We start from the raw sequence: 20079 nt of genomic DNA on the forward strand, positions 1-20079 counted from the left end.
AGAGTGCATTCTTGCACTTTCCACCAAAGAGTGCACAATTGTGATGGGGGTCACGTGCTTGCCTCAGGTCCTTTGTGGCAGCAGGCTGGGGGTGTGCCCACTCCCGCCCGCCATGCGGCCACCGTCTCGTCCTACTCCATCACCATGCGCCTGCACACCGATCCCGATCACGGGGTCGTCGGTGAGGTCGCGACCGCGATCGCCCGCGTCGGTGGGATCGTCACCGCCATCGACGTGGCCGAGTCGAGCAGCACCCGCCTGGTCCTGGACGTCACCTGTTCGGCCGGCGACGCCGAGCACGCGGAGGAGTTGCGGGTCGCGGTCGACGAGATCGACGCCGTGGAGGTGCACAAGGTCAGTGACCGCACCTTCCTGCTGCACATCGGCGGCAAGATCGAGGTCCACAGCAAGGTGCCGTTGCGCAACCGCGACGACATGTCCATGGCCTACACCCCAGGGGTCGGTCGGGTCAGCATGGCGCTGGCCGAGCACCCCGAGGACATCTCGCGGCTGACCGTGAAGGGCAACAGCGTCGCCGTGGTGACCGACGGCAGCGCGGTGCTGGGTCTGGGCAACATCGGGCCGGGGGCGGCCCTCCCGGTGATGGAGGGCAAGGCCGCGTTGTTCAAGCGCTTCGCGGACATCGACGCCTGGCCGATCTGCCTGGCCTCCCAGGACACCGACGAGATCGTCCGCGCCGTGGAGATGATCGCCCCCGGATTCGGTGGCATCAACCTCGAGGACATCGCGGCCCCCCGGTGCTTCGAGATCGAGCGGCGGCTGCGCGAGAGTCTGGACATCCCGGTCTTCCACGACGACCAGCACGGTACGGCGATCGTGGTGTTGGCCGCCCTGATGAACGCCATGCGCGTGGTGGAGAAGGACCTACGCCAGGTGCGCGTGGTGGTGGCCGGCGCCGGTGCGGCGGGAAGCGCGATCGTCACCCTCTTGCTTGCGGCCGGAGTGACCGACATCGTGGTCTGGGACCGCGAGGGGTGCCTGTCCGCCGACGAGGAGTCCCTGGCTGGGCTCTCCGAGGCGAAGGCCGATCTGGCGCGGCGTACGAACCCGCGTCACATCACCGGCGATCTGACCGCGGCCCTCGAGGGAGCCGACGTCTTCGTCGGCGTCAGCGGTCCCGGTGTCCTGGACGCCGAATGGATCCGCACGATGGCCCCGCGTCCCGTTGTGTTCGCGTTGGCCAACCCCGTCCCGGAGATCGACCCCGGACTGGCCGGGAAGTACGCCGCCGTGGTGGCCAGCGGACGCTCGGACTACCCGAACCAGATCAACAACGTGCTCGCCTTCCCCGGGGTCTTCCGCGGACTGCTCGACGCCCGGGCCTCGGAGATCACCGTCGACATGCTGCTGCGGGCCGCCAAGGCGATCGCGGGTGTGGTGCGCGACGACGAGGTGAACGCCTCGTTCATCATCCCCAGCGTCTTCAACGCCGACGTGACCCAGGCGGTGGCCGCAGCAGTTGCCGGTAAGCAACACGACGTGCCAGACTGAATGAACAATCATTCATTCTAGGAGTTCGCCATGTGGAACCTGACCGACATTCCCGACCAGAGCGGCCGCACGGCCGTGGTGACCGGAGCCAACGGGGGTCTGGGCCTGGAGACGACCCGAGCGCTCGCCGCCCGGGGTGCGCATGTGGTGATGGCGGCCCGCAACCAGGACAAGGCGGTCGCGGCCAGGGACGAAATCCTCGGCGAGATCCCCGACGCGTCCCTCGAGATCGTCCCGCTGGACCTGGGGTCCCTGGATTCGGTGGCCACCGCCGCCGAGGTGATCCTGGCCGCGCACGATCGCATCGATCTGCTGGTCAACAACGCCGGGCTGATGGCGATGCCGGAACGGCAGACGAGCGACGGGTTCGAGATGCAGTTCGGCGTCAACCACCTCGGGCACTGGGCGCTGACCTCGGCGTTGCTGCCCGCTATCGTCGCGACCCCGGGCGCGCGCGTGGTGACCGTCTGCTCCACCGCCATGCACGTGGGACACCCCGTCGACCCCGAGAACCCCCACCTGCGCAACGGTGCCTACGGACCGTGGAAGGCCTACGGCCAGGCCAAGTTGGCCAACCGACACTTCGCGAGCGGGCTGCAACAGGTCTTCGACCGCCTCGGAGCGGACGCGGTCAGCCTGACCGCCCACCCGGGGCTGACCCATTCGGACCTGCAGAGCACCACGGTGGCGGAGAACCCCGACGACGTCTTCGGCAAGATCGCCCACGTGTTGACCAGAACCGGTGGCATGACCACGGCTCGGGGGGCGCTGAGTCAGTTGCGGGCCGCCACGGACCCACGCGCGACTCCCGGCGCTGTCTACGGACCGATGTTCGTGACCTCCGGGGCACCGATCCGCAAGCCCTTGCTGCGGCCCGGGAGCGCGGCCGCCATCGCCACCCTGTGGGAGGTCTCCGAGCGGGAGACCGGGCTCACGGTCGGGCCCCTCCGCTCCTGATGGTCGCGACCGGGACCGCTGGGCGGGTGCGGCAGGCGCTGCGTGAGGTCGTGGCCGAACGCGGGTTCCACGGCGCCTCCATGTCCGCGGTAGCGCGCGCGGCGGGCGTGGCCACCGGGACGGCGTACGTCCACTACGGCTCCAAGGACGACCTCGTGCTGGCGGCGTACGTGGAGGCGAAGCACGACCTCGTCGCGGCGGCCGTCGCCGCACATCGCGGTGCGCTGGATCCCGAGGAGCAGTTCGTCGGCCTGTGGCTCGGCGCGTGGGATCACCTCGCAGCCGCCCCGGTGCGGGCTCGTTTCCTGCTGCAGGTCGATGTCTCGCCGTACGCCTGCGACGCCCACGACCTCGTCACGGCGGGAGCCGCTGATCCTCTCAGCATCGAACTCGACCGTCTCGGACTGCGCGCCCACTTCGTCGACCTGCCCGATCCGGTCCTCTACGAACTCGGCGTGGCCCCGGCCGTGCGCCTGGCGGCGAGCGGAATCGGGCTCTCGGACGCCCAGGCCGAGCGGACCGCGCGGGCCTGCTGGGCGGCGATCAGTCGCTGACCAGACTGGAGGGGGCGGGGTCGTCGGGATCGAGTCCTGAGGGATACCGCCGCACCGCCACGCCCTTGGGTTGGCGGAACTTCACCTGTGACTTGAAGATCTTGTCGCGGAAGGCGGCGTTCTCACTGTTCACCACCACCGCGAAGGGGAAGTCCTTGTAGACGGCGGCCAGTTGGAACCCGAGGTCGGTGGGTTGACGCCACTCGTAGCGGAAGATCTGGTCCTGTCGGTCCTCGACGCTTGTGCGTTCCGCGCCCTTGAACTGCTTCTGGTAGTAGATGCGACCGCTCTTGGCGTCGGCCAGCTCGAGGTAGTTGACCTGGACCAGGACTCCGTTCTTGGTGACGATGTCGCACTGCCAGGCCGTGGGCCGGGTGGGGTTCTTCACGCCCTTCAGCAGGTTGCGGCACTCACCCTCCTCGGGGTCGAAGGACGGGAAGACCCACCGAAGCCCGGCCTCGCCGGTGGGCAGGGTGCACTCCTCCGCGGTGGGGACCTCCTGCGTGTCCCAGCAGATCGCCGACGGAGGAGCCGCGACGGGATCAGGGATGGCCTCGAGCAAGAGTCGGGCCCCGATGCTGCTCACGATGATCAGGGCCGCGATCATCGGGATCACCACCAGAGGCGTTCGCCGGCGTACCAACCAGCGACCGAAGGACCCCAGGGTGGCGTACGCCGACGATCCCGACCGCGCGGGTGTGGCGGTGCTGGAATCGATCAGATCCTGGTCATCGGTTGGTTGCTGAGGGTCGGTCACGCGTCTCCCCTTCGACGGCTACGGCGGCCAGTCTGCCGCACCGTCCTTGTGGACAGACGCTCCCCACGCGCACAATGTGCACATGTCATACGGGGTGATCGCGTCGAAGACCGGCCAAATGTCGGTCGAAAGCATCGACGGGGACGCCGACCCCGAGGGCCCCGGCAGCCCCTACAGCCCCGACAGCGCCGACCAAACTGGCAGCAACGGCGCGACCGACTCGGACGTCACCCTCGATCGCTTCCAGTCGGTGTGGGGCACCGTGTGGGTGCCTGGACGACTCACCCTGACGAAACTCCACCTCAACTTCATCCCGAGCCGCGGCGGTCGGGGGATGGCCATGATGGACATCAACCTGCGCGACGTCCGAGCGGTGGAGTTGAGCGGCGGACGGATGTCCCGGCAGATCGGTTTGCGGACCGGTCGCCACCTGGCTCGCATCCGCATCATGGGGGCGCCCGGTCTCGCCGCCCAGATTGCGGAGCTCGCCGAGGCCGCCGGCCAGGCCACGATCAAGCCGCCCGTGGACCAGCCGCGCAAGACGCCGCGGAGGATGGCTCGCTGACGCGACTCGCGGGGGAAAAATTGACAGAAGCGAACCTCTTGTCAACGTGGTTTACAAAGGTTACAGTCCTGTAAACCGATCGACGTTGATCGTTGGACCAGGAGGTACGACCGATGGACACCCCCACTCATCAGATCCCGCACAGCACGGTGTCGGCCAGCTCGACCGAGAGCTGGAAGGACAACAAGCGCTACCTGTGGCTGATCGGTCTCGTGGTGCCCTCCCTGGGCTTCATCGCCTACGGTGCCTGGGCCGCGACCGGTTTGAGCGCCTTCTTCTGGATCGGCCCGGTGATCGTGCTGATGGTCGTACCGGCCATCGACCTGGTCACCGGACTGGACCGGTCCAACCCGCCGGACGACGCCATCGAGGCGTTGGAGGAGGACAAGTACTACCGGTGGGTGACCTACGCCTTCCTCCCTCTCCAGTTCGCCGCCTTCCTCGGCGCGATGTACCTCATCGCCCGGGGGGACCCCTTCGGGTTCCAGGACGACCTCAGCCTCTTCGCGAAGGTCGGCCTGGCCATCACCATCGGCGTGATGGGCGGCATCGGCATCAACACCGCCCACGAGTTGGGTCACAAGCGCGAGGCCAACGAGCGTTGGTTGTCCAAGATCGCACTGGCCCAGACCTTCTACGGGCACTTCTACATCGAGCACAACCGCGGTCACCACGTCCGCGTCGCCACCCCCGAGGACCCCGCCTCCTCGCGGATGGGTGAAAACCTCTACCAGTTCCTGCCCCGCACGGTCCTGGGCTCCCTCACGAGTGCGTGGAGCATCGAGAAGAAGCGCTACGCCCGCAAGGGACAGCACCCGTTCCGCCTCGGCAACGACGTCCTCAACGCCTGGCTGATGTCGGCGGTCCTGTGGGGCGGCGTGATCATCTGGCTCGGTCTGGGCATCATCCCGTTCCTGATCATCCAGGCCTCCGGCTTCCTGCTCCTCGAGGTCGTCAACTACATGGAGCACTACGGCATGCTGCGCCAGAAGGTCGGCAAACCCGGCAAGGAACGCTACGAGCGCGTGGACCCCTCGCACTCCTGGAACTCCAACAACGTGGCCACCAACGTGCTGCTCTACCACCTGCAGCGCCACAGCGACCACCACGCCAACCCGACCCGTCGCTACCAGACCCTGCGCGACTTCGAGGAGTCCCCGGTGCTCCCGACCGGGTACGCCGGCATGATCGTCCTGGCCCTCTTCCCGCCGCTGTGGAGCCGGGTGATGGACCCCCGCGTGGCCGCGCACTTCGAGGGCGACCTGACCCGAGCCAACATCATGCCCCGCAAGCGCGAGAAGATGATCGCGAAGTACGGCGTCGCCGCGTCCGCCGCTCCCGCCGAGGCCGCCCCCGCTCCGGCGGCCACCCCAGGTGCCACCCCGGGCGCAGAGCAGTCGGACCAGACAGCTCAGACGGTTCAGACGGGCAACCTCGACGACGTGATGGCAGCCCGTTGCCCCGGCTGCTCCTACACCTACGAGGTCGAGGCCGGTAACGAGCTCGAGGGCTTCGCCGCCGGGACCGCGTGGTCCGACATCCCCCGCGACTGGTGCTGCCCCGACTGCGGCGTGCGTGAGGCCATGGACTTCACCCCGCTCCGTTCGGCGGACGCGCGATGAGGATCGAGGTCGACCGCGACACCTGCCAGGGTCTCGGGATGTGCGAGGCGATGGCCGACGACTTCTTCGAACTCGACGACGACGACGTGATGACGATCCTCGACGAGCACCCCGATGAGTCCCAGCGATCGCACGTCAACGCAGCCGTCCAGGCCTGCCCGGTGCTCGCGCTCACGCTGCACGATTAGCAGATCATGAGGATTGCGTGACTACGCTGACCCGTGTGAGTGAACCGACGACTTCGCCGACCTTGCCGATGGGGGGGCGCCCGCCGTCTTCGACCCACGATCGGGTGGTCGACGCGGCGGTCGACCTCACCGCGCGGATCGGCTGGTCCAAGGTCACCATGGGCAAGTTGGCCGACGAGGTCGGGGTGAGCCGACAGACCGTCTACAACGAGGTCGGCACCAAACCGGGTCTGGCCGAAGCGATGATCCAGCGTGAACTCCAACGCTTCATGGCGTTGGTCCAACTCGCCTTCGACGCCCACGACGACGACCTCGTGAAGGCGATCCGAGCCGCCGCCGCCAGCGTGCTCGAGCACGCTCACGACAACGCCCTGCTCAAGGCCGTCGTGTCGGCGACCCACGGGGCCGACACGGAGTTGCTGCCCCTGCTCACCACCCACTCGGCGTCCCTGCTGACCGTGGCGAAGCAGGTGATCGCGGACCGGATGGTGCCCTACGACGTCCGCCTCGAAGGGCTACGCCTGGACGCGGCCATCGACGCCGTCGTGCGGCTGGTGCTCAGCCACGTGATGCAACCGACCGACACCCCGGGACGGACCGCCGACGACATCGCCTGGATCGTCGGCCGCGTGCTGGGCCGGACCTGACGAACCGAACTCAAGCCGAGCGGCGGACCTCGGCGAGCTCCACGGCCCCCCGCAGGGCCGCGGTGATGTAGTCCGGCACCGGCATTCCGCGGCGGTGGGCCCACAGCAGGTCGTGCTCGACGCGGGAGACCTGCAGGGCGAAGGACTCGAGGTCCTCGTCGATCCCGAGCGTGACCATCAGGTCCCCGAAGTCCGCCTTCTGATCGTCGTTGTTGGCTCCTACCGGGGCGAAGGACAACTGGCGCATCCGGCGTACGAACCACCTCTGCCAGGTCGACAACTCGCTCCACAGGGCCCGGGCGGAGAGTCGGTAGAAGGCGTAGTGGCCCGGCTCCTGCCGCTTGATGGGGTTGATGACGGTCTCGGCGATGGCGGTCTCGTCCATCTCGATGACCCCCTCGTGCAGGAGGTTGTAGGCCAGTACGGCGGAGCGTTCGGTCGCCATCCCGGTGACGTAATAGAGCATCCGACACACGTCCTGGAAGGCGTCGAGATGCGACAGGGCGCCCAGCACCTTGAGCTTGGTGCCCATGGAGTCCCGGTCCGGCTCCGCTGGTGCGCGACCGAGCTCGACCTGGAGCCGGTCGAGGATCAGCCCGTGCTGGATCTCCTGCGGCTGCCACACGTCGCGGTAGAAACGCACGTCGATCTCGGGCGGGTTCGGGAGCATCGTGGCGATCTCCAGGACGTTGCGGTCGACCTCGAGCTCCACCCGTGCCATGTAGTCCAGGACGTGCCCGAACCGGGCCTCGAAAGTGATCGGATCCTGCACCGTGAAGTCGACCGAGGACAACTCGATCGGGGGGTGCTCGTGCCCCAACTTGTCGACATGGGTCGCCAAGCGCAGCTCCGTCGTCACGGGGTCGATCGTAATGTTTGCCATCGCCCTGGGATTCGTCTAGACCAGGGATCCGGGTTGGTCGATGCCACTGAGGCGCTCGTCACCACCAGGTCCCCTCTAGGCTGAGAGCCACAACCCACGGGGGGTTCGCATCGGTCGGAGGGTCATGAGGAACTGGCGTACGAACACAGCCTTCGCCGTCGCGCTGCTGTTCGTCCTCGCCTCGTGCGGTGACTCCGTGGAGGACCCGGCGAAGGCCGAGTCCGCCGTCGAGTCCACCACCGCGGCGGGAGAGAGCGCGTCTCCGGACGACTCGTCAGCCCCGGCCCCGAGCACGGCCGGGTCGACCACCGCCCCGATCGCGGATCCGGAGAAGGCGCAGGATCCTCCGGGCCCCCTGAAGGGCAGGATCGAGACCGCCGACATCCTCATCGTCAGCCAGGACACGATCAGCGAGGACATGGTCGAGAAGGTGCAGGCCATCAAGGGCGTCGAGGCGGTCGAACAGCTCTCGATAGCGCAGGTCTCCCTGGAGAACGAGATCTACAACCTCGCGGCGATCAACCCCGCCACCTACCGCCGGTTCACCCCTCCCGCCAGCGCCGAGCTGCAGGAGCAGTGGGACCGCGTCGCGGGCGGCGAGGTCGCGATCCTCCCGGAGATGCGCAAGGTCGTGCCGATCGACGACAACGGCTACCTCACCCTGAGTCGCGGCGAGAACGCCGAGCCCGTGCACGTGGGCGCCTACGCCCCCCAGATGCTCCAGGTCGACGCGGTGGTGAACACCGCTTGGGGCGAGGAACTCGGCATGACGATGAACAACGCGTTGGCCATCTCCACCCGGATCACCTCCCCGGCCACGGTCAGCAAGCCGCTGCGCACGCTGGTCGGGGACGGCTTCTCGGTGCAGAACCTCGACGTCGTCGCCCGGGAGGGCCTCGACCCCAGCGCCGTCCAGACCGCACTCCTGGTCGGGTCCTTCGGTGATGCGGTGGGGACCTACCGCTACACCGTCTCCGGGGGTCGTGTGGTGCCCGATCCGGGCTGGGTCAGCTCCCGCATCGGAACCGTCCAGGTGCCCGTGTTGGGCTCGATGACCTGTAACAGGGCGATCTTCCCTCAGCTGCAGGCGGCGTTCCGCGAGATCGTCGAGCGCGGCCTGGCCGACAAGATCAACCCCGGCGAGTACGCCGGCTGCTACAACGCGCGTTTCATCGCCAACTCCAACCGCCTCAGCAACCATTCCTTCGGACTTGCCTTCGACGTCAACGTCCCCGGCAACCTGCGCGGCACGGTCGGGGAGATCGACCGCGGGGTCGTCCAGATCTTCAAGAAGTGGGGGTTCAGTTGGGGCGGTGACTGGAACTACACCGACCCCATGCACTTCGAGCTGAACCGGATCGTCAAGCCTGGCTGACCGAGCCGGTCGACTTCACCCCCCGAGCCGGGCCTTGGCGCGCGCGTACTCCTTGGCTGAGATCAGCCCGGCGTCCCTGAGGCTTTCCAGGGAACGCAACTCGGCCGCGACGTCGAGGCGGGGGGGCGGGGAGGTGTCCACCGGCTTCTTTGCCTTGGCGATGCGCCGGCCGAGCTCGATGAGGTAGGGCAGGACCATCCGGTGTTCGATCGCGGTCAGGCTCATGCTCGGGTGCCGACGCGCATCGCCGGTGGTGGTGCGGAAGATCAGGGTGCCGACGAGAAGGCCCGGGTCGTACTGGATCTTGGCCAGTTCCCACAGGCGGTAGGTCTCGGCCAGGGGGTTGGGGTCGGCCGCGGGGTCGGCGCCGGGATCGAACGGTTGCGCGGCGAGGTCGGCCCACTGTTCGGAACGCAGCAGCGCGATGCGGTCCTCCCAAGCGATCATCAGGCCCGCCTGGTTGCCTCCGATCAGGATGAGCCACGGTTCTTCGGCGGGGCGACACAAGCGCAGGACGGCCCGGCTGGCCGTGCGACTCAACCCGCCCCCCACGATGAGGGTGTCGGGCCAAAGGCCGGTCCGAGCGCGTTCGAGTTGGGCGGCGGACGCCTGCTCCGGCGTCGGTGCGGCAGCGTCGAACGCAGCCTGCACCTCCGCGCCGTGATGGGTGCCGAGTGCCTGCTGAGCGGCCGCAACGGCCTCGGCGAGGAGCACCCGATCGCCCGCGACCACCGAGCCGAACCGGTGGGAAATGGAGGCGGCGGCGAGGATGACCTCCTCGTGATCGACCCGGACCGTCACCGGGTCGACGTACCGGAACTCGATCGCGGGCTCTCCGGACCAACCGATCACCCGGTGGGAGGTGACCAGGAGGAAGCGGCAGGAGGGCCGCGCGCTCGAGCATTGGCAGACGAACGTGACCCGCTCGCCCGGGAGAAGCACCTGCGCGACCTGCGCGAGTAGCTTCCCCGCCTTGCGGGTCGAGATCTTCGCCCCGAGCCTCATGGGTCCAGTGTGAGTGATGTAGCGATCTCGTGGGCCATCATGGCCATGGTGTCTTTGGCGCGCAGCAGATCCGAGGTCAGCCAGTAGTGCTCGGCGTTCGGGGTCATGTCGTAGACCACCGGCACGCCCGCCTCCCGGAGGCGCTGCGCGTAGCGCTCACCGTCGGGTCGCAGGGTGTCGCGCTCGGCGGTGAGGATGACGGCCGGCGGCAGGTCCGTGAGGTCATCGGCCAGCACGGGAGAGGCGTAGGGCTCGGAGCGTCGCTCCACGTCGGGGAAGTAGACCCGTCGTACGAGCCCCCTCAGCTCCGGCGAGATCATCCCGGGACCCGGAGGCAGATCGCTGGCCAGATCCAGGGCCGGTACGCCGAGCACCTGCAGTCGGGGCCGGAAGGCACCGGAGTCCCGCGCCTGGAGGCACACCGACGCCGCGAGGCCACCTCCCGAGGAGAATCCGCCGACCCCGATCCGGTCCCCGTCCAGATCCAGGTCCGCGCCGTGGGCGGCCAACCAGGCGGTGACGTCGTGGCACTGCTCCTGGGCGACCGGATAGGTGACGTAGGGGCCGGTGCGGAAGTCGACGTTGACGACCGTGACGCCGGCCGTCGCCACGACGTACCGGCACCAGAAGTCGTCCATCTGTGGGTAGCGCATCAACCAGGCGCCGCCGTGGAAGTGGACGTAGACCCCGCGGGAGTTGGTGGAGGACTGCCCGGCGTCCTGCTGCCCCCAGGCCGGATCGCGATAGACGTGCACCGGGACCTTCCCGTGTCGGGTCGGGACGGACAGCGTGGTCGGGCGCGGGAGGTCGGTCCCGGCGAAGCGCAGATCGGCGCCGTAGTTCACCGTCCAGCGCGCGGTGGCGTGCATGATCGTGGCCTGGAGCCGATCGGAGAGTCTCACCGACGGTGTTCGACGCCGTACGGCGCGCGGATGGCTGCGTGATCCGCACAGGGGCAGCCACTACCGTGAGGGCATGCGAGCTGTGCGAGTCCACACCCTGACCGGTCCCGACGATCTGCGGATCGACGACATCGACGAGCCGGAAGCCGGCCCCGAGGACGTCGTCATCGAGGTCCACAGTGTCGGAACCTCCTTCCCCGACCTGCTGCTGAGCCGCGGCGAGTACCAGATGAAGCCCGAGCCCCCGTTCACCCTCGGCGTCGACCTGGCCGGCACTGTGGTCAGCGGACCCGGCTTCGAGGTCGGCCAACGGGTGGCCGGGGTCCTCGGCTGGGGAGGCGCGGCCGACCGCGTCGCCGTCCCCGGCATGTTCGTCTTCGCGTTGCCCGACACCATCACCTTCGACGAGGGCGCCGCCCTGCCGATGAACTATCTGACCGCGCAGTTCGCCCTTGCCGAACGCGGCGACATCAAGCCCGGCGAGACCGTGTTGGTGCTCGGTGCCGCCGGTGGCGTGGGGACCGCGACCATCCAGGTCGCCAAGGGGTACGACGCCCGCAGCATCGCTGTGGTCAGCACCGCCGAGAAGGGCGACGTGGCCCGCGCGGCCGGGGCCGACGAGGTGATCGTGCTCAGCGACCTGGCCGACGAGAAGGGCGCGTTCAAGGATGCCGTCCTCGCCCTGACCGACGGCAGGGGCGCCGACCTGGTCATGGACGTCGTCGGTGGAGACCTCTTCATGGACTCGCTGCGGTCCCTGGCCCCTCAGGGCCGGCTGCTCGTAGTCGGCTTCGCGTCCGGTCAGGGCATACCCGAGGTCAAGGTCAACCGGCTGTTGCTCAACAACGTCGACGTCCGCGGTGTCGGCTGGGGTGCCTACGCGATGCTGCGCCCCGGCTACATGCAGGACCAGTGGGCCGAACTCATGCCGATGATGGAGTCCGGCGTGATCAAGCCCCCGGTCGGCAAGGTCTACGAACTCGAGGACTTCGGTCAGGCGCTGGTCGACATGGATGAGCGCCGCACGCTCGGCAAGGGTGTGGTCCGATTCCGTGAGTGAGGCCCCCGGCGGTGGCCTGGCCGAGCACCCGGCCCACGCCCAACTCGAGTCACGGGTCCGATTGGCGTCGGGCCCGGTGGGTGCGTCCGCCATCATGACCGGCGCGTCGTACGCCGTGGTGGTCGATGTCCTGTCCTTCACCACCACCCTGACCGTCGCCGCCGAACGCGGGATGACCGTGCTGCCCTACCGCTGGGGCAGCGAGGGTGCGCGGGAGTACGCCGCCGAGCACGACGCAGTGCTGGCCCTGGGTCGCGCTGAGGCCCGGGAGGTGGCGCAACGACAGCCCCGTCCGCCGGTGAGCCTGTCGCCGGCCCACATGGCCAGCGCGGCTCCGGTCGCACGGGTGGTGCTGCCCTCCCCGAACGGATCGGCCATCAGCTTCGGACTGGCCGAGGAGGGCATCACCGTGGTGGGGGCCTGCCTGCGGAACCGGCATGCGGTCGCACGATGGATACAACCGCGGCTGGGCAAGGACGGCATCGTGGCCATCATCGCGGCGGGCGAGCAGTGGACCGACGGCTCGCTACGCCCGGCCGCTGAGGACATCTGGGGAGCGGGCGCGGTGGCCGCTGCCCTGGCCGAGCTCGGGGTGCCCGGGGTGAGCGGCGAGGCGACATTGGCCGGCGAGTGGTTCCACGCCATGGAGCACCGGATGGCCGAGGGGCTCAGCGCCACCGCGTCCGGTCAGGAGCTGATCGAGAAGGGCTTCGAGGACGACATGCGAGTCGCGTCGCGCACCGACGCGAGCACCGTCGTACCCGTGCTGGACGGGGACGCCTTCGTCGCTGAATAGCGACTGGCGTTCCCCGTCCGCAGGATGAATCAGGCTGTGTGAATCAGGCCGGGTAGATCAGATCGCGCCCTGAGGGGCGGCGTCGTCGCCGTAGCCGGCGGGGAGGTCGGGGTTCGAGCCGCCGGACGTCAGGTCGGTGACCTTGGCCTTGGCGGTGGACGCGGCCTCGGAGGCCTTCTCGGCGGCGGCGGCCTTGGCCTGCTCGACGCCCTGGTCGACCTTGGGGTTGGAGCGGACACGCTTGGCGGTCTCGGCGGCCTTCTCGTACGGCGCGTGGCCGGCTCGGGAGCCCAGCAGGAATCCGATGGAACCGGCGGCCAGAAGGGACAGTTTCGACATAGTCGTTACTCCTTGTAGTTGAGGGTGGGGTGGCTGGGTTGCGTTTGCGGTTGGGGGGGGTCGATCAGGAGGTGAGGCGGTTGAGCGCCTGGGTCATGTCGTCCTCGGTGTCGGACCCGATCTTCTCGAACACCAACTTCACCACGGGAGCGGCCAACTTGGCCGCGCCCTTCATCTCGATGACGGCCTCGTAGGTGACCTCACTACCCGACCCGTCGGGGCGGACAGTGATGGTGTCGGTCGAGGTGGCGGTCTCGTTCTTCCCGACCAACACGATGGTGTCGGCGGTCAGCGTCTCCAACGTGTAGGTCAGCTCGGTGCTGACTCCGGCGATCTTGGAGACGTTGTGGAACGTCGAGCCGACCTTGATCTCACCGGAGTCGTTGCGGGTGCAGGACTCGGTGCCCGGGTCCCACTCCTCGGCGTTCGTGAAGTCCTTGAGGTAGTCGATGACGGTCTGCGGCGCAGGCTGAACGCTGAAGGTTCGGGTCACGGTGGTCATGCGATCCACCGTAGGCACGCCGAGAGAGCCGAACAACGCCCCGAGGGGTGAAGGTCGGTCGAAAAAGGGGTGCGGGTGCGCTCAGATGTCCTGGAGCGGGTGGATGGTGACCTCGCCGGTGAGCATCGGTCCGACGACCTCGAAGGCCTGGCCGATGTGGGGGGTGGTCATGTGGGCGTCCAGGTCCTCCTGGCTGCGCCATTCCTCGATGGTGACGAAGACGCCGGAAGCGGAAGCGGAGGCGAAGATGTCGTACCTCAGGCAGCCCTCCTCCTCGCGGGAGGCGGCGGCGAGCGTCGAGAGTGCCTGGGCGGCTGCGGGGTCGCCGTTGGTGGGAAGGGTGGCCACGACCTGTAGTGAACTCATGGCCCGATCATAGGAGCCAGGCAATACGTCGAGCTTCAGGACGCCGGCGGGGGTGTCGGTGAGGGCTGCCGGTCAGCAGACCTCGGTGCCGCACACCTTGGCATCGACCGGGATCGTCAGGGTGTAGTCGGTCGTCCCGACGTGGTAGTCGACCATCATCCGCTCCAGGGCGACACCCTCCGCCTCGGCCTTGACGGCCGTGACGAGTTCTTGGCGCGGGGCGGCGAGGTTCGCGACCCCGGCGCACAACTGCACGATGTCGTAGTCCTCGAGGTCCTTGGTGAACTCACCCAGGTAGGGGCCCTGCTTGAACGTCTCGGGCGGGAAGCCCTGGGTGACCGTCAGGGGGCGCCAGTCGAAGTCGCGGCCCTCGGTGCGGTCATCGACGGTCGGCACGGCCCGCATCCAGGCGGTGGCCAGGACGGGGGCGACCGAGAAGTCGTAACGGACCCGGTCCAGTTGGATGTCGGCCCCCGGTCGGGTCGAACACAGGACGACCCCGCCGAAGGAGGCCACCCGGGACTTGCTGGGTAGGTCCAGAAGCAGGGGTCCGGGGGTCACGGCGGTGAGCGGATCCTCAGCCAGGGGTCCGCTGATCCGCTCGGGTTCGATGGGTGCGGTGCAGGCGGTCAGAGCTAGGAAGCCGGTGAGGCACGCCGCCAGCGTGGCCCGTCTGATTCGTGCAGGTGCCTTCACCGCGCCCACGATAGTCCTCGGGCGGGGTTCTCGCTGGCGAGCGATGCGGTGGAGTGTCACCGGGCGGCGTTACCCTTCGGGCGTGAGCATGCTTGATGACGCCCGCAAGGGCATGAACCCCGATATCCGCCCCCAGGACGACCTGTTCGGTCACGTCAACGGACGCTGGCTCGAGGAGACCGAGATCCCCTCGGATCGCTCGAGTTGGGGACCGTTCGTGCAGCTCGCCGACGTGGCCGAGGGACAGGTGCGCGACATCATCGAATCCCTGGCCCAGCAGCGCGCCGAGTCCGATGCGTCCGACGACGGCCCGGGCGATGGGCCCGGCGATGGCGGAGACAGCCGCAAGATCGGGGACCTCTTTGCCTCCTTCATGGACGAGGAGGCGGTCAACGCCCACGGCGTGCGCCCCCTGCGTCCGCTCATCGATGCCGTCGGCGCCCTGCGCGACGTCCGCGACCTCGCGGCGTTCCTCGGCGAGTTCGAGCGGATCGGCGGCTACGGCCTGTTCGGCTCCTACATCAACAACGACGACCGTGACTCCGAGCGCTACCTCTTCCACCTCGCCCAGGGCGGCCTCGGTCTTCCAGACGAGTCCTATTACCGGGAGGAGAAGTTCGCCGAGATCCGCGAGAAGTACCTCGCCTACATCACGAACCTGCTGCGCCTCGGTGATCACCCGGACCCGGAGGGCGCTGCGGCGACCGTCCTGGACATCGACACCCGCCTGGCCGCCGGCCACTGGGAGCGCGCCGAGTGCCGCGACGTTCAGAAGACCTACAACCTGCTGACCCACGCCGACCTCAAGGAACTGTGCGGGGCCTTCGACTGGGACGCCTACGTCACCAACCTGAGCGCCAGCGACATCGACCCGAACACGGTGCTCTCCGAGGTCTGCTGCCGTCAGCCCTCCTACTTCGAGCACCTCTCGACCGTGCTGACCGAGGTCCCGATCGAGCAGTGGAAGGACTGGCTGCTGCTGCACGTCCTGCGCTCGGGGGCGCCGTACCTCACCGATGAGTTCGTGGAGGCCAACTTCGACTTCTACGGCCGCACCCTGAACGGCACACCCGAGCTGCGGGCACGTTGGAAGCGCGGGGTCTCCCTGGTCGAGGGTGCTCTGGGCGAGGCCGTCGGCCAGGAGTACGTCGCCCGCCACTTCCCGCCGAGCTCCAAGGCCCTGATGGACGACCTGGTGGCCAACCTGCTGGCGGCCTACCGCGAATCGATCTCCACGTTGGACTGGATGACCGAGGAGACCAAGCAGCGGGCCTACGAGAAGCTCGACACCTTCCGGCCCAAGATCGCCTACCCCGAGTCCTTCCGGGACTACTCCGACCTGCACATCACCGCCGACGATCTGCTCGGCAACGTCGCCTCGTCCTCCGCGTTCGAGACCGACCGGCAGCTGCGCAAGATCGGTGCGCCGGTGGACCGCGACGAGTGGTTCATGCTCCCGCAGACCGTGAACGCCTACTACAACCCGGGCACCAACGAGATCTGCTTCCCCGCCGGAATCCTGCAGAAGCCGTTCTTCTCCGCCGACGCGGACCCGGCTGAGAACTACGGCGGGATCGGGTCGGTGATCGGCCACGAGATCGGGCACGGTTTCGACGACCAGGGGGCTCAGTACGACGGCGCCGGGAACCTCAACGACTGGTGGACCGCCGACGACAAGGCCGCCTTCGAGGTGAAGTCGAAGGCCCTGATCGAGCAGTACGACCAGTTCGAGCCGCGCGCTCTGCCCGGGGAGAAGGTCAACGGCTCGCTGACCGTCGGGGAGAACATCGGCGACCTCGGTGGGCTCACCATCGGGCACAAGGCGTTCGTGATCAGCCAGGACGGCTCGGCCAGTGTGGAGGAACGCCAGGCGCTGTTCCTGAACTGGAGCTACGTCTGGCGCACCAAGCGTCGCCGCGAGCAGGAGCAGCAGTACCTCACCATCGACCCGCACTCCCCGCCGGAGTTCCGCGCCAACATCGTGCGGAACCTCGACGAGTTCCACGAGGTCTTCGCGACCGCGCCCGGTGACGGGCTGTGGCTGGCTCCCGAGGAGCGCGTGCGGATCTGGTGAACCCGCGAGTCGGCGCTTGTTGTTGAATTAGCGCCGACTCGGGCTCCCTGAGGCGTCAAGTTGCGCCGACTCGGCGGTCGGCCTCAGCCGGTATAGGCGCAGAGGACCCGGATCCGCAGTGTGGTGGCAGCGCCGTTGTTGGTGCCGCGCGCCGTCCACCGGTCCGGGTTCGCGGGATCGGCGATGACCTCGACCGGACTGGCGTCGTTGCCCACCCACTCGGCGCCCGCCGAGATGGCAGTCTTGCCCGTCTCGCAGGTGGCGGTCACCGAGGTGACCTGGCCGTTCGCGACCGAGGCCGACGTGGCTGAGACGTAGGTGAGTTGAGAGAAACCGGCGGGACCCTGAGGTCCGGGTTCCCCCTGGTCGCCCTGGCGGCCGATGGGCCCCTGCTCGCCCTGGCCGCCGGGTGATCCCTGGCGACCGTCGGCACCCGGGGCGCCCTTGAGGCGCTTGATCGTCCCGTTGGCCAGGTCCTTGGTGCGTAGCGACTTGTCCTTGATGTCGACGCTGGTCACGGTGTTGTTCTTGATCTGCTTGCCGGTGATGACGGTTCCGGCGACGGCGCCGCCGGTGGAACCGAGGACCAGGCAGGTCGCGGCGATGATCAGGGTCGGGGTGACTCGTCGACTGCGCGCCGGCGTGGTGGCGGTGGGGGGAGTGGGGGTCATGATCGAAGAATAAGCGGGCCCTGAGATCTACGGATCGGATTTCTGAACTAGGTATCCAGCCCCCAGACGAGAGTGCTGATCTAGGTACGAGGGCTCAGGCGCCGCGTCCGGCCCCCCGACAGGGTCGTGGAGATGGCCATCATTCGCGTGTCGCGGTTCCGATCGCTGACCCTCACCACGCTGATGCTGCTGCCCGTCATGGTCCCTTCCGCGGCTGCCTTGGACGCGGAGTTCGGTGCGACCTTCCGGGGGATCAGTGCGGTCACCGTGGGGTTGGTCGAATCCGACGTCACCAGATCTGGGTACGACGACTCAGGCGCGGAGCCTTTCGGACCGACAAACTGTTTCTCATGACGATCGCCGATCGCTCGGTCACCGTCTGCCTTCGCGGCGGATGCCTGTGGATGACGAACCGTCGATGTCGGCAGACCCTGGTAGACACACGCTCATGCCTGTTGATGTCGACTCCACCACCCGCGACGCCGCCGAGCGCCACCTGCAGGCCCTGGTGGGCCGCGAGGATGCGCGACTGCGCGACGACCAGTGGCGGGCCATCGAGGCGCTCGCGGTCGACAAGCAGCGCGCCCTGGTCGTGCAACGCACCGGCTGGGGGAAGTCGGCGGTCTACTTCGTCGCCACGCTTCTGCTGCGGGAGGCCGGGGCCGGGCCGACGGTCATCGTCTCCCCGCTGCTGGCACTGATGCGCAACCAGATCGCCGCGGCCGAGCGGGCCGGCATCCGCGCCGTCACGATCAACTCCACCAACCTCGAGCAGTGGGAGGAGGGCCACGCGGCCATCGCGGCCGGGGAGGTCGACGTACTCCTGGTGAGTCCGGAACGGCTGAACAACCCGGGTTTCCGCGACGAGGTGCTGCCGCGGTTGGCCGCCACCTGCGGGCTGCTGGTGGTCGACGAGGCCCACTGCATCTCCGACTGGGGGCACGACTTCCGTCCCGACTACCGCCGGATCAAGACCCTGCTGGACGAGTTGCCCGACGGGATCCCGGTCCTGGCCACCACCGCCACCGCCAACTCGCGGGTCACCACCGACGTTGCCGAACAGTTGGGCGGACAACTGAGCGGCGATGCCCAGCGACAACGCGGTGAGGTGTTGGTGCTGCGCGGCTCCCTGGACCGGGAGTCGCTGAAGCTCGGTGTGGTGCGGCTCAAGACAGCCCAACAGCGGCTGGCCTGGCTGGCCGACCACCTGGCCGAGCAGCCCGGGTCCGGCATCGTCTACTGCCTGACCGTCTCGGCCACCCAGGAGGTCGCCGACTATCTGCGTTCGCGCGGGCACGACGTGGCGGCGTACTCCGGCCAGACCGACCCGACCGAACGCAACGCCCTCGAGCAGGACCTCGCGGCCGGTCGGGTGAAGGCGCTGATCGCGACGAGTGCCTTGGGCATGGGCTTCGACGCGACGCTCGGGTTCGTGGTCAACCTCGGCGCTCCGTCCTCGCCGGTCTCCTACTACCAACAGGTGGGTCGTGCCGGCCGTGGTCTGGCCAACGCCGACGACACCGCCTCGGTGGTGTTGCTGCCCGCGCTGGAGGACCGAGACATCTGGGCCTACTTCGCCTCGCTGGCCTTCCCGCGTGAGGAGGTCGTGCGCCAGACCCTGGAGGTGCTGGCCCAGGAGGGCAAGCCGATGAGCACCCCGGCCCTGGAGACCCATGTGGAGCTGAGCCGGACCCGCCTGGAGACCCTGTTGAAGGTGCTCGACGTCGACGGCGCGGTGCGCCGGGTCAAGGGCGGGTGGGAGTCGACCGGTCGTTCCTGGGAGTACGACGCCGAGCGCTACGCCCGCGTCGCCGAGGCGCGCGCCAGTGAACAGCAGGCGATGTTGGCCTACCTGGACACCGACGAGTGCCGGATGCGTTACCTGCGTGAGCAGCTCGACGATCCCGACGCCGAGGACTGCGGACGTTGTGACAACTGTGGGGGTCTGACCCTGTCCACGGACGTGTCCGCAGCCGCGATCGAGGAGGCCACCTCGCGTTTGGCGCGCCCGGGGGTCACCGTCGACCCGCGCAAGATGTGGCCCACCGGGCTCGCCGCGATGGGGCTGCCGCTGAAGGGCAAGATCGCCTCGCCGCCCCAGCCGGGCCGGGCGGTCGCCCGGCTGACCGACCTCGGCTACGGCAACGCCCTGCGCGACCTGTTCCGCGCCGACGCCCCCGATCAGCGCGAGCAGACGGTGCCCGACAACCTGGTCCGTGCGGTGATCGAGGTCCTCCAGGACTGGCGCCCCGCGGTGGACGTGATCGTGGTCGCGGAGTCGGTGACCCGTCCCCGGCTCGCCGCCGATCTGGCGGAGGGTCTGTCCCGGTTCCTGAAGGTGCCAGTGGTCGGCCGCTGGGCGGTGGTCGACCCCGACGTCCCGCCTGGTGCGGGTTCGATGAACTCCGCCCAACGCGTCGCCGCCGTACGCCGCCGCTGCCGGGTGGAGGCCGACCCGGGTGCGCTCGAGGGTCAGCGGGTGTTGCTGGTCGACGACCTGACGGCCACCGGATGGACCCTGACGCTGGCCGCGGTGGCGTTGGCCGAGGCCGGCGCGGCCGAGGTGCTGCCGCTGGTGCTCGCTGCCCAGAGTTGAACTAGCCCAGAG

22 protein-coding genes are annotated in these 20079 nt (G+C 68.6%); 13 read left to right on the plus strand and 9 right to left on the minus strand.

Annotated features, from left to right (window positions below; all coding sequences use genetic code 11):
* Positions 1 to 144 precede the first annotated feature (144 nt).
* Genes ACYVLV_RS15755 through ACYVLV_RS15765 form a run of 3 tightly spaced genes read left to right on the plus strand, consistent with a single transcriptional unit; the run spans position 145 to position 3023 of the window.
* Positions 145 to 1512, plus strand: coding sequence for a malic enzyme-like NAD(P)-binding protein (locus ACYVLV_RS15755; RefSeq protein ID WP_460812231.1), 1368 nt, complete (start codon positions 145 to 147; stop codon positions 1510 to 1512).
* Between the two features lie 30 nt (positions 1513 to 1542).
* Positions 1543 to 2469: an oxidoreductase gene (locus tag ACYVLV_RS15760; protein ID WP_460811356.1), complete on the plus strand. Its 927-nt coding sequence runs from the start codon at positions 1543 to 1545 to the stop codon at positions 2467 to 2469.
* On the plus strand, positions 2469 to 3023 hold the full coding sequence (locus tag ACYVLV_RS15765) for a TetR/AcrR family transcriptional regulator (protein WP_460811357.1): 555 nt from the start codon (positions 2469 to 2471) through the stop codon (positions 3021 to 3023). Before ACYVLV_RS15760 ends, ACYVLV_RS15765 begins: the two co-directional genes overlap by 1 nt.
* On the opposite strand, the gene ACYVLV_RS15770 is transcribed toward ACYVLV_RS15765, so the two are convergent.
* Positions 3013 to 3780 (minus strand): hypothetical protein, encoded by a 768-nt coding sequence (locus ACYVLV_RS15770; RefSeq protein ID WP_460811358.1) that lies wholly within the window; start codon positions 3778 to 3780, stop codon positions 3013 to 3015. The two genes, ACYVLV_RS15765 and ACYVLV_RS15770, sit on opposite strands and share 11 nt — an antisense overlap.
* An 82-nt stretch (positions 3781 to 3862) precedes the next feature.
* Between ACYVLV_RS15770 and ACYVLV_RS15775 the strand changes: the two genes are divergently transcribed.
* From ACYVLV_RS15775 to ACYVLV_RS15790, 4 genes are all read left to right on the plus strand, one after another.
* Positions 3863 to 4345: a hypothetical protein gene (locus tag ACYVLV_RS15775; protein ID WP_460811359.1), complete on the plus strand. Its 483-nt coding sequence runs from the start codon at positions 3863 to 3865 to the stop codon at positions 4343 to 4345.
* A gap of 113 nt (positions 4346 to 4458) precedes the next feature.
* Positions 4459 to 5967: a fatty acid desaturase gene (locus tag ACYVLV_RS15780; RefSeq protein ID WP_460811360.1), complete on the plus strand. Its 1509-nt coding sequence runs from the start codon at positions 4459 to 4461 to the stop codon at positions 5965 to 5967.
* Complete coding sequence (locus ACYVLV_RS15785) at positions 5964 to 6155, plus strand: ferredoxin (protein WP_460811361.1); 192 nt, start codon at positions 5964 to 5966, stop codon at positions 6153 to 6155. Before ACYVLV_RS15780 ends, ACYVLV_RS15785 begins: the two co-directional genes overlap by 4 nt.
* A 35-nt stretch (positions 6156 to 6190) precedes the next feature.
* The gene (locus tag ACYVLV_RS15790; protein ID WP_460811362.1) at positions 6191 to 6802 is read left to right on the plus strand and encodes a TetR family transcriptional regulator; all 612 of its coding nucleotides are present in this window, start codon (positions 6191 to 6193) and stop codon (positions 6800 to 6802) included.
* Between the two features lie 10 nt (positions 6803 to 6812).
* Here ACYVLV_RS15790 and ACYVLV_RS15795 read toward each other — a convergent pair whose 3' ends face one another.
* Positions 6813 to 7661, minus strand: a complete 849-nt coding sequence (locus ACYVLV_RS15795; protein WP_460811363.1) for a GTP-binding protein LepA — start codon at positions 7659 to 7661, stop codon at positions 6813 to 6815.
* A 148-nt stretch (positions 7662 to 7809) separates the two neighbouring features.
* Here ACYVLV_RS15795 and ACYVLV_RS15800 point away from each other — a divergent pair, with 148 nt between their 5' ends.
* On the plus strand, positions 7810 to 9060 hold the full coding sequence (locus ACYVLV_RS15800; RefSeq protein WP_460811364.1) for a M15 family metallopeptidase: 1251 nt from the start codon (positions 7810 to 7812) through the stop codon (positions 9058 to 9060).
* A gap of 15 nt (positions 9061 to 9075) precedes the next feature.
* Here ACYVLV_RS15800 and ACYVLV_RS15805 read toward each other — a convergent pair whose 3' ends face one another.
* On the minus strand, positions 9076 to 10065 hold the full coding sequence (locus ACYVLV_RS15805) for an SHOCT domain-containing protein (protein WP_460811365.1): 990 nt from the start codon (positions 10063 to 10065) through the stop codon (positions 9076 to 9078).
* Positions 10062 to 10967 (minus strand): alpha/beta hydrolase fold domain-containing protein, encoded by a 906-nt coding sequence (locus ACYVLV_RS15810; protein WP_460811366.1) that lies wholly within the window; start codon positions 10965 to 10967, stop codon positions 10062 to 10064. Before ACYVLV_RS15810 ends, ACYVLV_RS15805 begins: the two co-directional genes overlap by 4 nt.
* A 73-nt stretch (positions 10968 to 11040) precedes the next feature.
* Between ACYVLV_RS15810 and ACYVLV_RS15815 the strand changes: the two genes are divergently transcribed.
* Complete coding sequence (locus tag ACYVLV_RS15815) at positions 11041 to 12027, plus strand: NADPH:quinone oxidoreductase family protein (protein ID WP_460811367.1); 987 nt, start codon at positions 11041 to 11043, stop codon at positions 12025 to 12027.
* Entirely contained in the window at positions 12020 to 12823 is an 804-nt protein-coding gene (locus tag ACYVLV_RS15820) for a 2-phosphosulfolactate phosphatase (protein WP_460811368.1), read from the plus strand. Before ACYVLV_RS15815 ends, ACYVLV_RS15820 begins: the two co-directional genes overlap by 8 nt.
* A 57-nt stretch (positions 12824 to 12880) precedes the next feature.
* Here the strand turns inward: ACYVLV_RS15820 and ACYVLV_RS15825 are convergent, their stop codons facing one another.
* From ACYVLV_RS15825 to ACYVLV_RS15840, 4 genes are all read right to left on the minus strand, one after another.
* Positions 12881 to 13162 (minus strand): hypothetical protein, encoded by a 282-nt coding sequence (locus ACYVLV_RS15825; RefSeq protein WP_460811369.1) that lies wholly within the window; start codon positions 13160 to 13162, stop codon positions 12881 to 12883.
* A 64-nt stretch (positions 13163 to 13226) separates the two neighbouring features.
* Positions 13227 to 13664 (minus strand): SRPBCC family protein, encoded by a 438-nt coding sequence (locus ACYVLV_RS15830; protein ID WP_460811370.1) that lies wholly within the window; start codon positions 13662 to 13664, stop codon positions 13227 to 13229.
* An 81-nt stretch (positions 13665 to 13745) separates the two neighbouring features.
* Entirely contained in the window at positions 13746 to 14030 is a 285-nt protein-coding gene (locus ACYVLV_RS15835) for a putative quinol monooxygenase (RefSeq protein ID WP_460811371.1), read from the minus strand.
* Between the two features lie 72 nt (positions 14031 to 14102).
* On the minus strand, positions 14103 to 14726 hold the full coding sequence (locus ACYVLV_RS15840) for a hypothetical protein (RefSeq protein ID WP_460811372.1): 624 nt from the start codon (positions 14724 to 14726) through the stop codon (positions 14103 to 14105).
* 88 nt (positions 14727 to 14814) lie between these two features.
* Here ACYVLV_RS15840 and ACYVLV_RS15845 point away from each other — a divergent pair, with 88 nt between their 5' ends.
* On the plus strand, positions 14815 to 16800 hold the full coding sequence (locus ACYVLV_RS15845; protein WP_460812234.1) for a M13 family metallopeptidase: 1986 nt from the start codon (positions 14815 to 14817) through the stop codon (positions 16798 to 16800).
* An 83-nt stretch (positions 16801 to 16883) separates the two neighbouring features.
* Here ACYVLV_RS15845 and ACYVLV_RS15850 read toward each other — a convergent pair whose 3' ends face one another.
* Complete coding sequence (locus ACYVLV_RS15850; RefSeq protein ID WP_460811373.1) at positions 16884 to 17471, minus strand: collagen-like triple helix repeat-containing protein; 588 nt, start codon at positions 17469 to 17471, stop codon at positions 16884 to 16886.
* Positions 17472 to 17603: 132 nt separating this feature from the next.
* Here ACYVLV_RS15850 and ACYVLV_RS15855 point away from each other — a divergent pair, with 132 nt between their 5' ends.
* Entirely contained in the window at positions 17604 to 17825 is a 222-nt protein-coding gene (locus tag ACYVLV_RS15855; protein WP_460811374.1) for a hypothetical protein, read from the plus strand.
* A gap of 94 nt (positions 17826 to 17919) precedes the next feature.
* Positions 17920 to 20067, plus strand: coding sequence for a RecQ family ATP-dependent DNA helicase (locus tag ACYVLV_RS15860; RefSeq protein WP_460811375.1), 2148 nt, complete (start codon positions 17920 to 17922; stop codon positions 20065 to 20067).
* The last annotated feature ends 12 nt before the right edge of the window (positions 20068 to 20079 follow it).

The organism is Nocardioides salsibiostraticola (genome assembly GCF_054783655.1).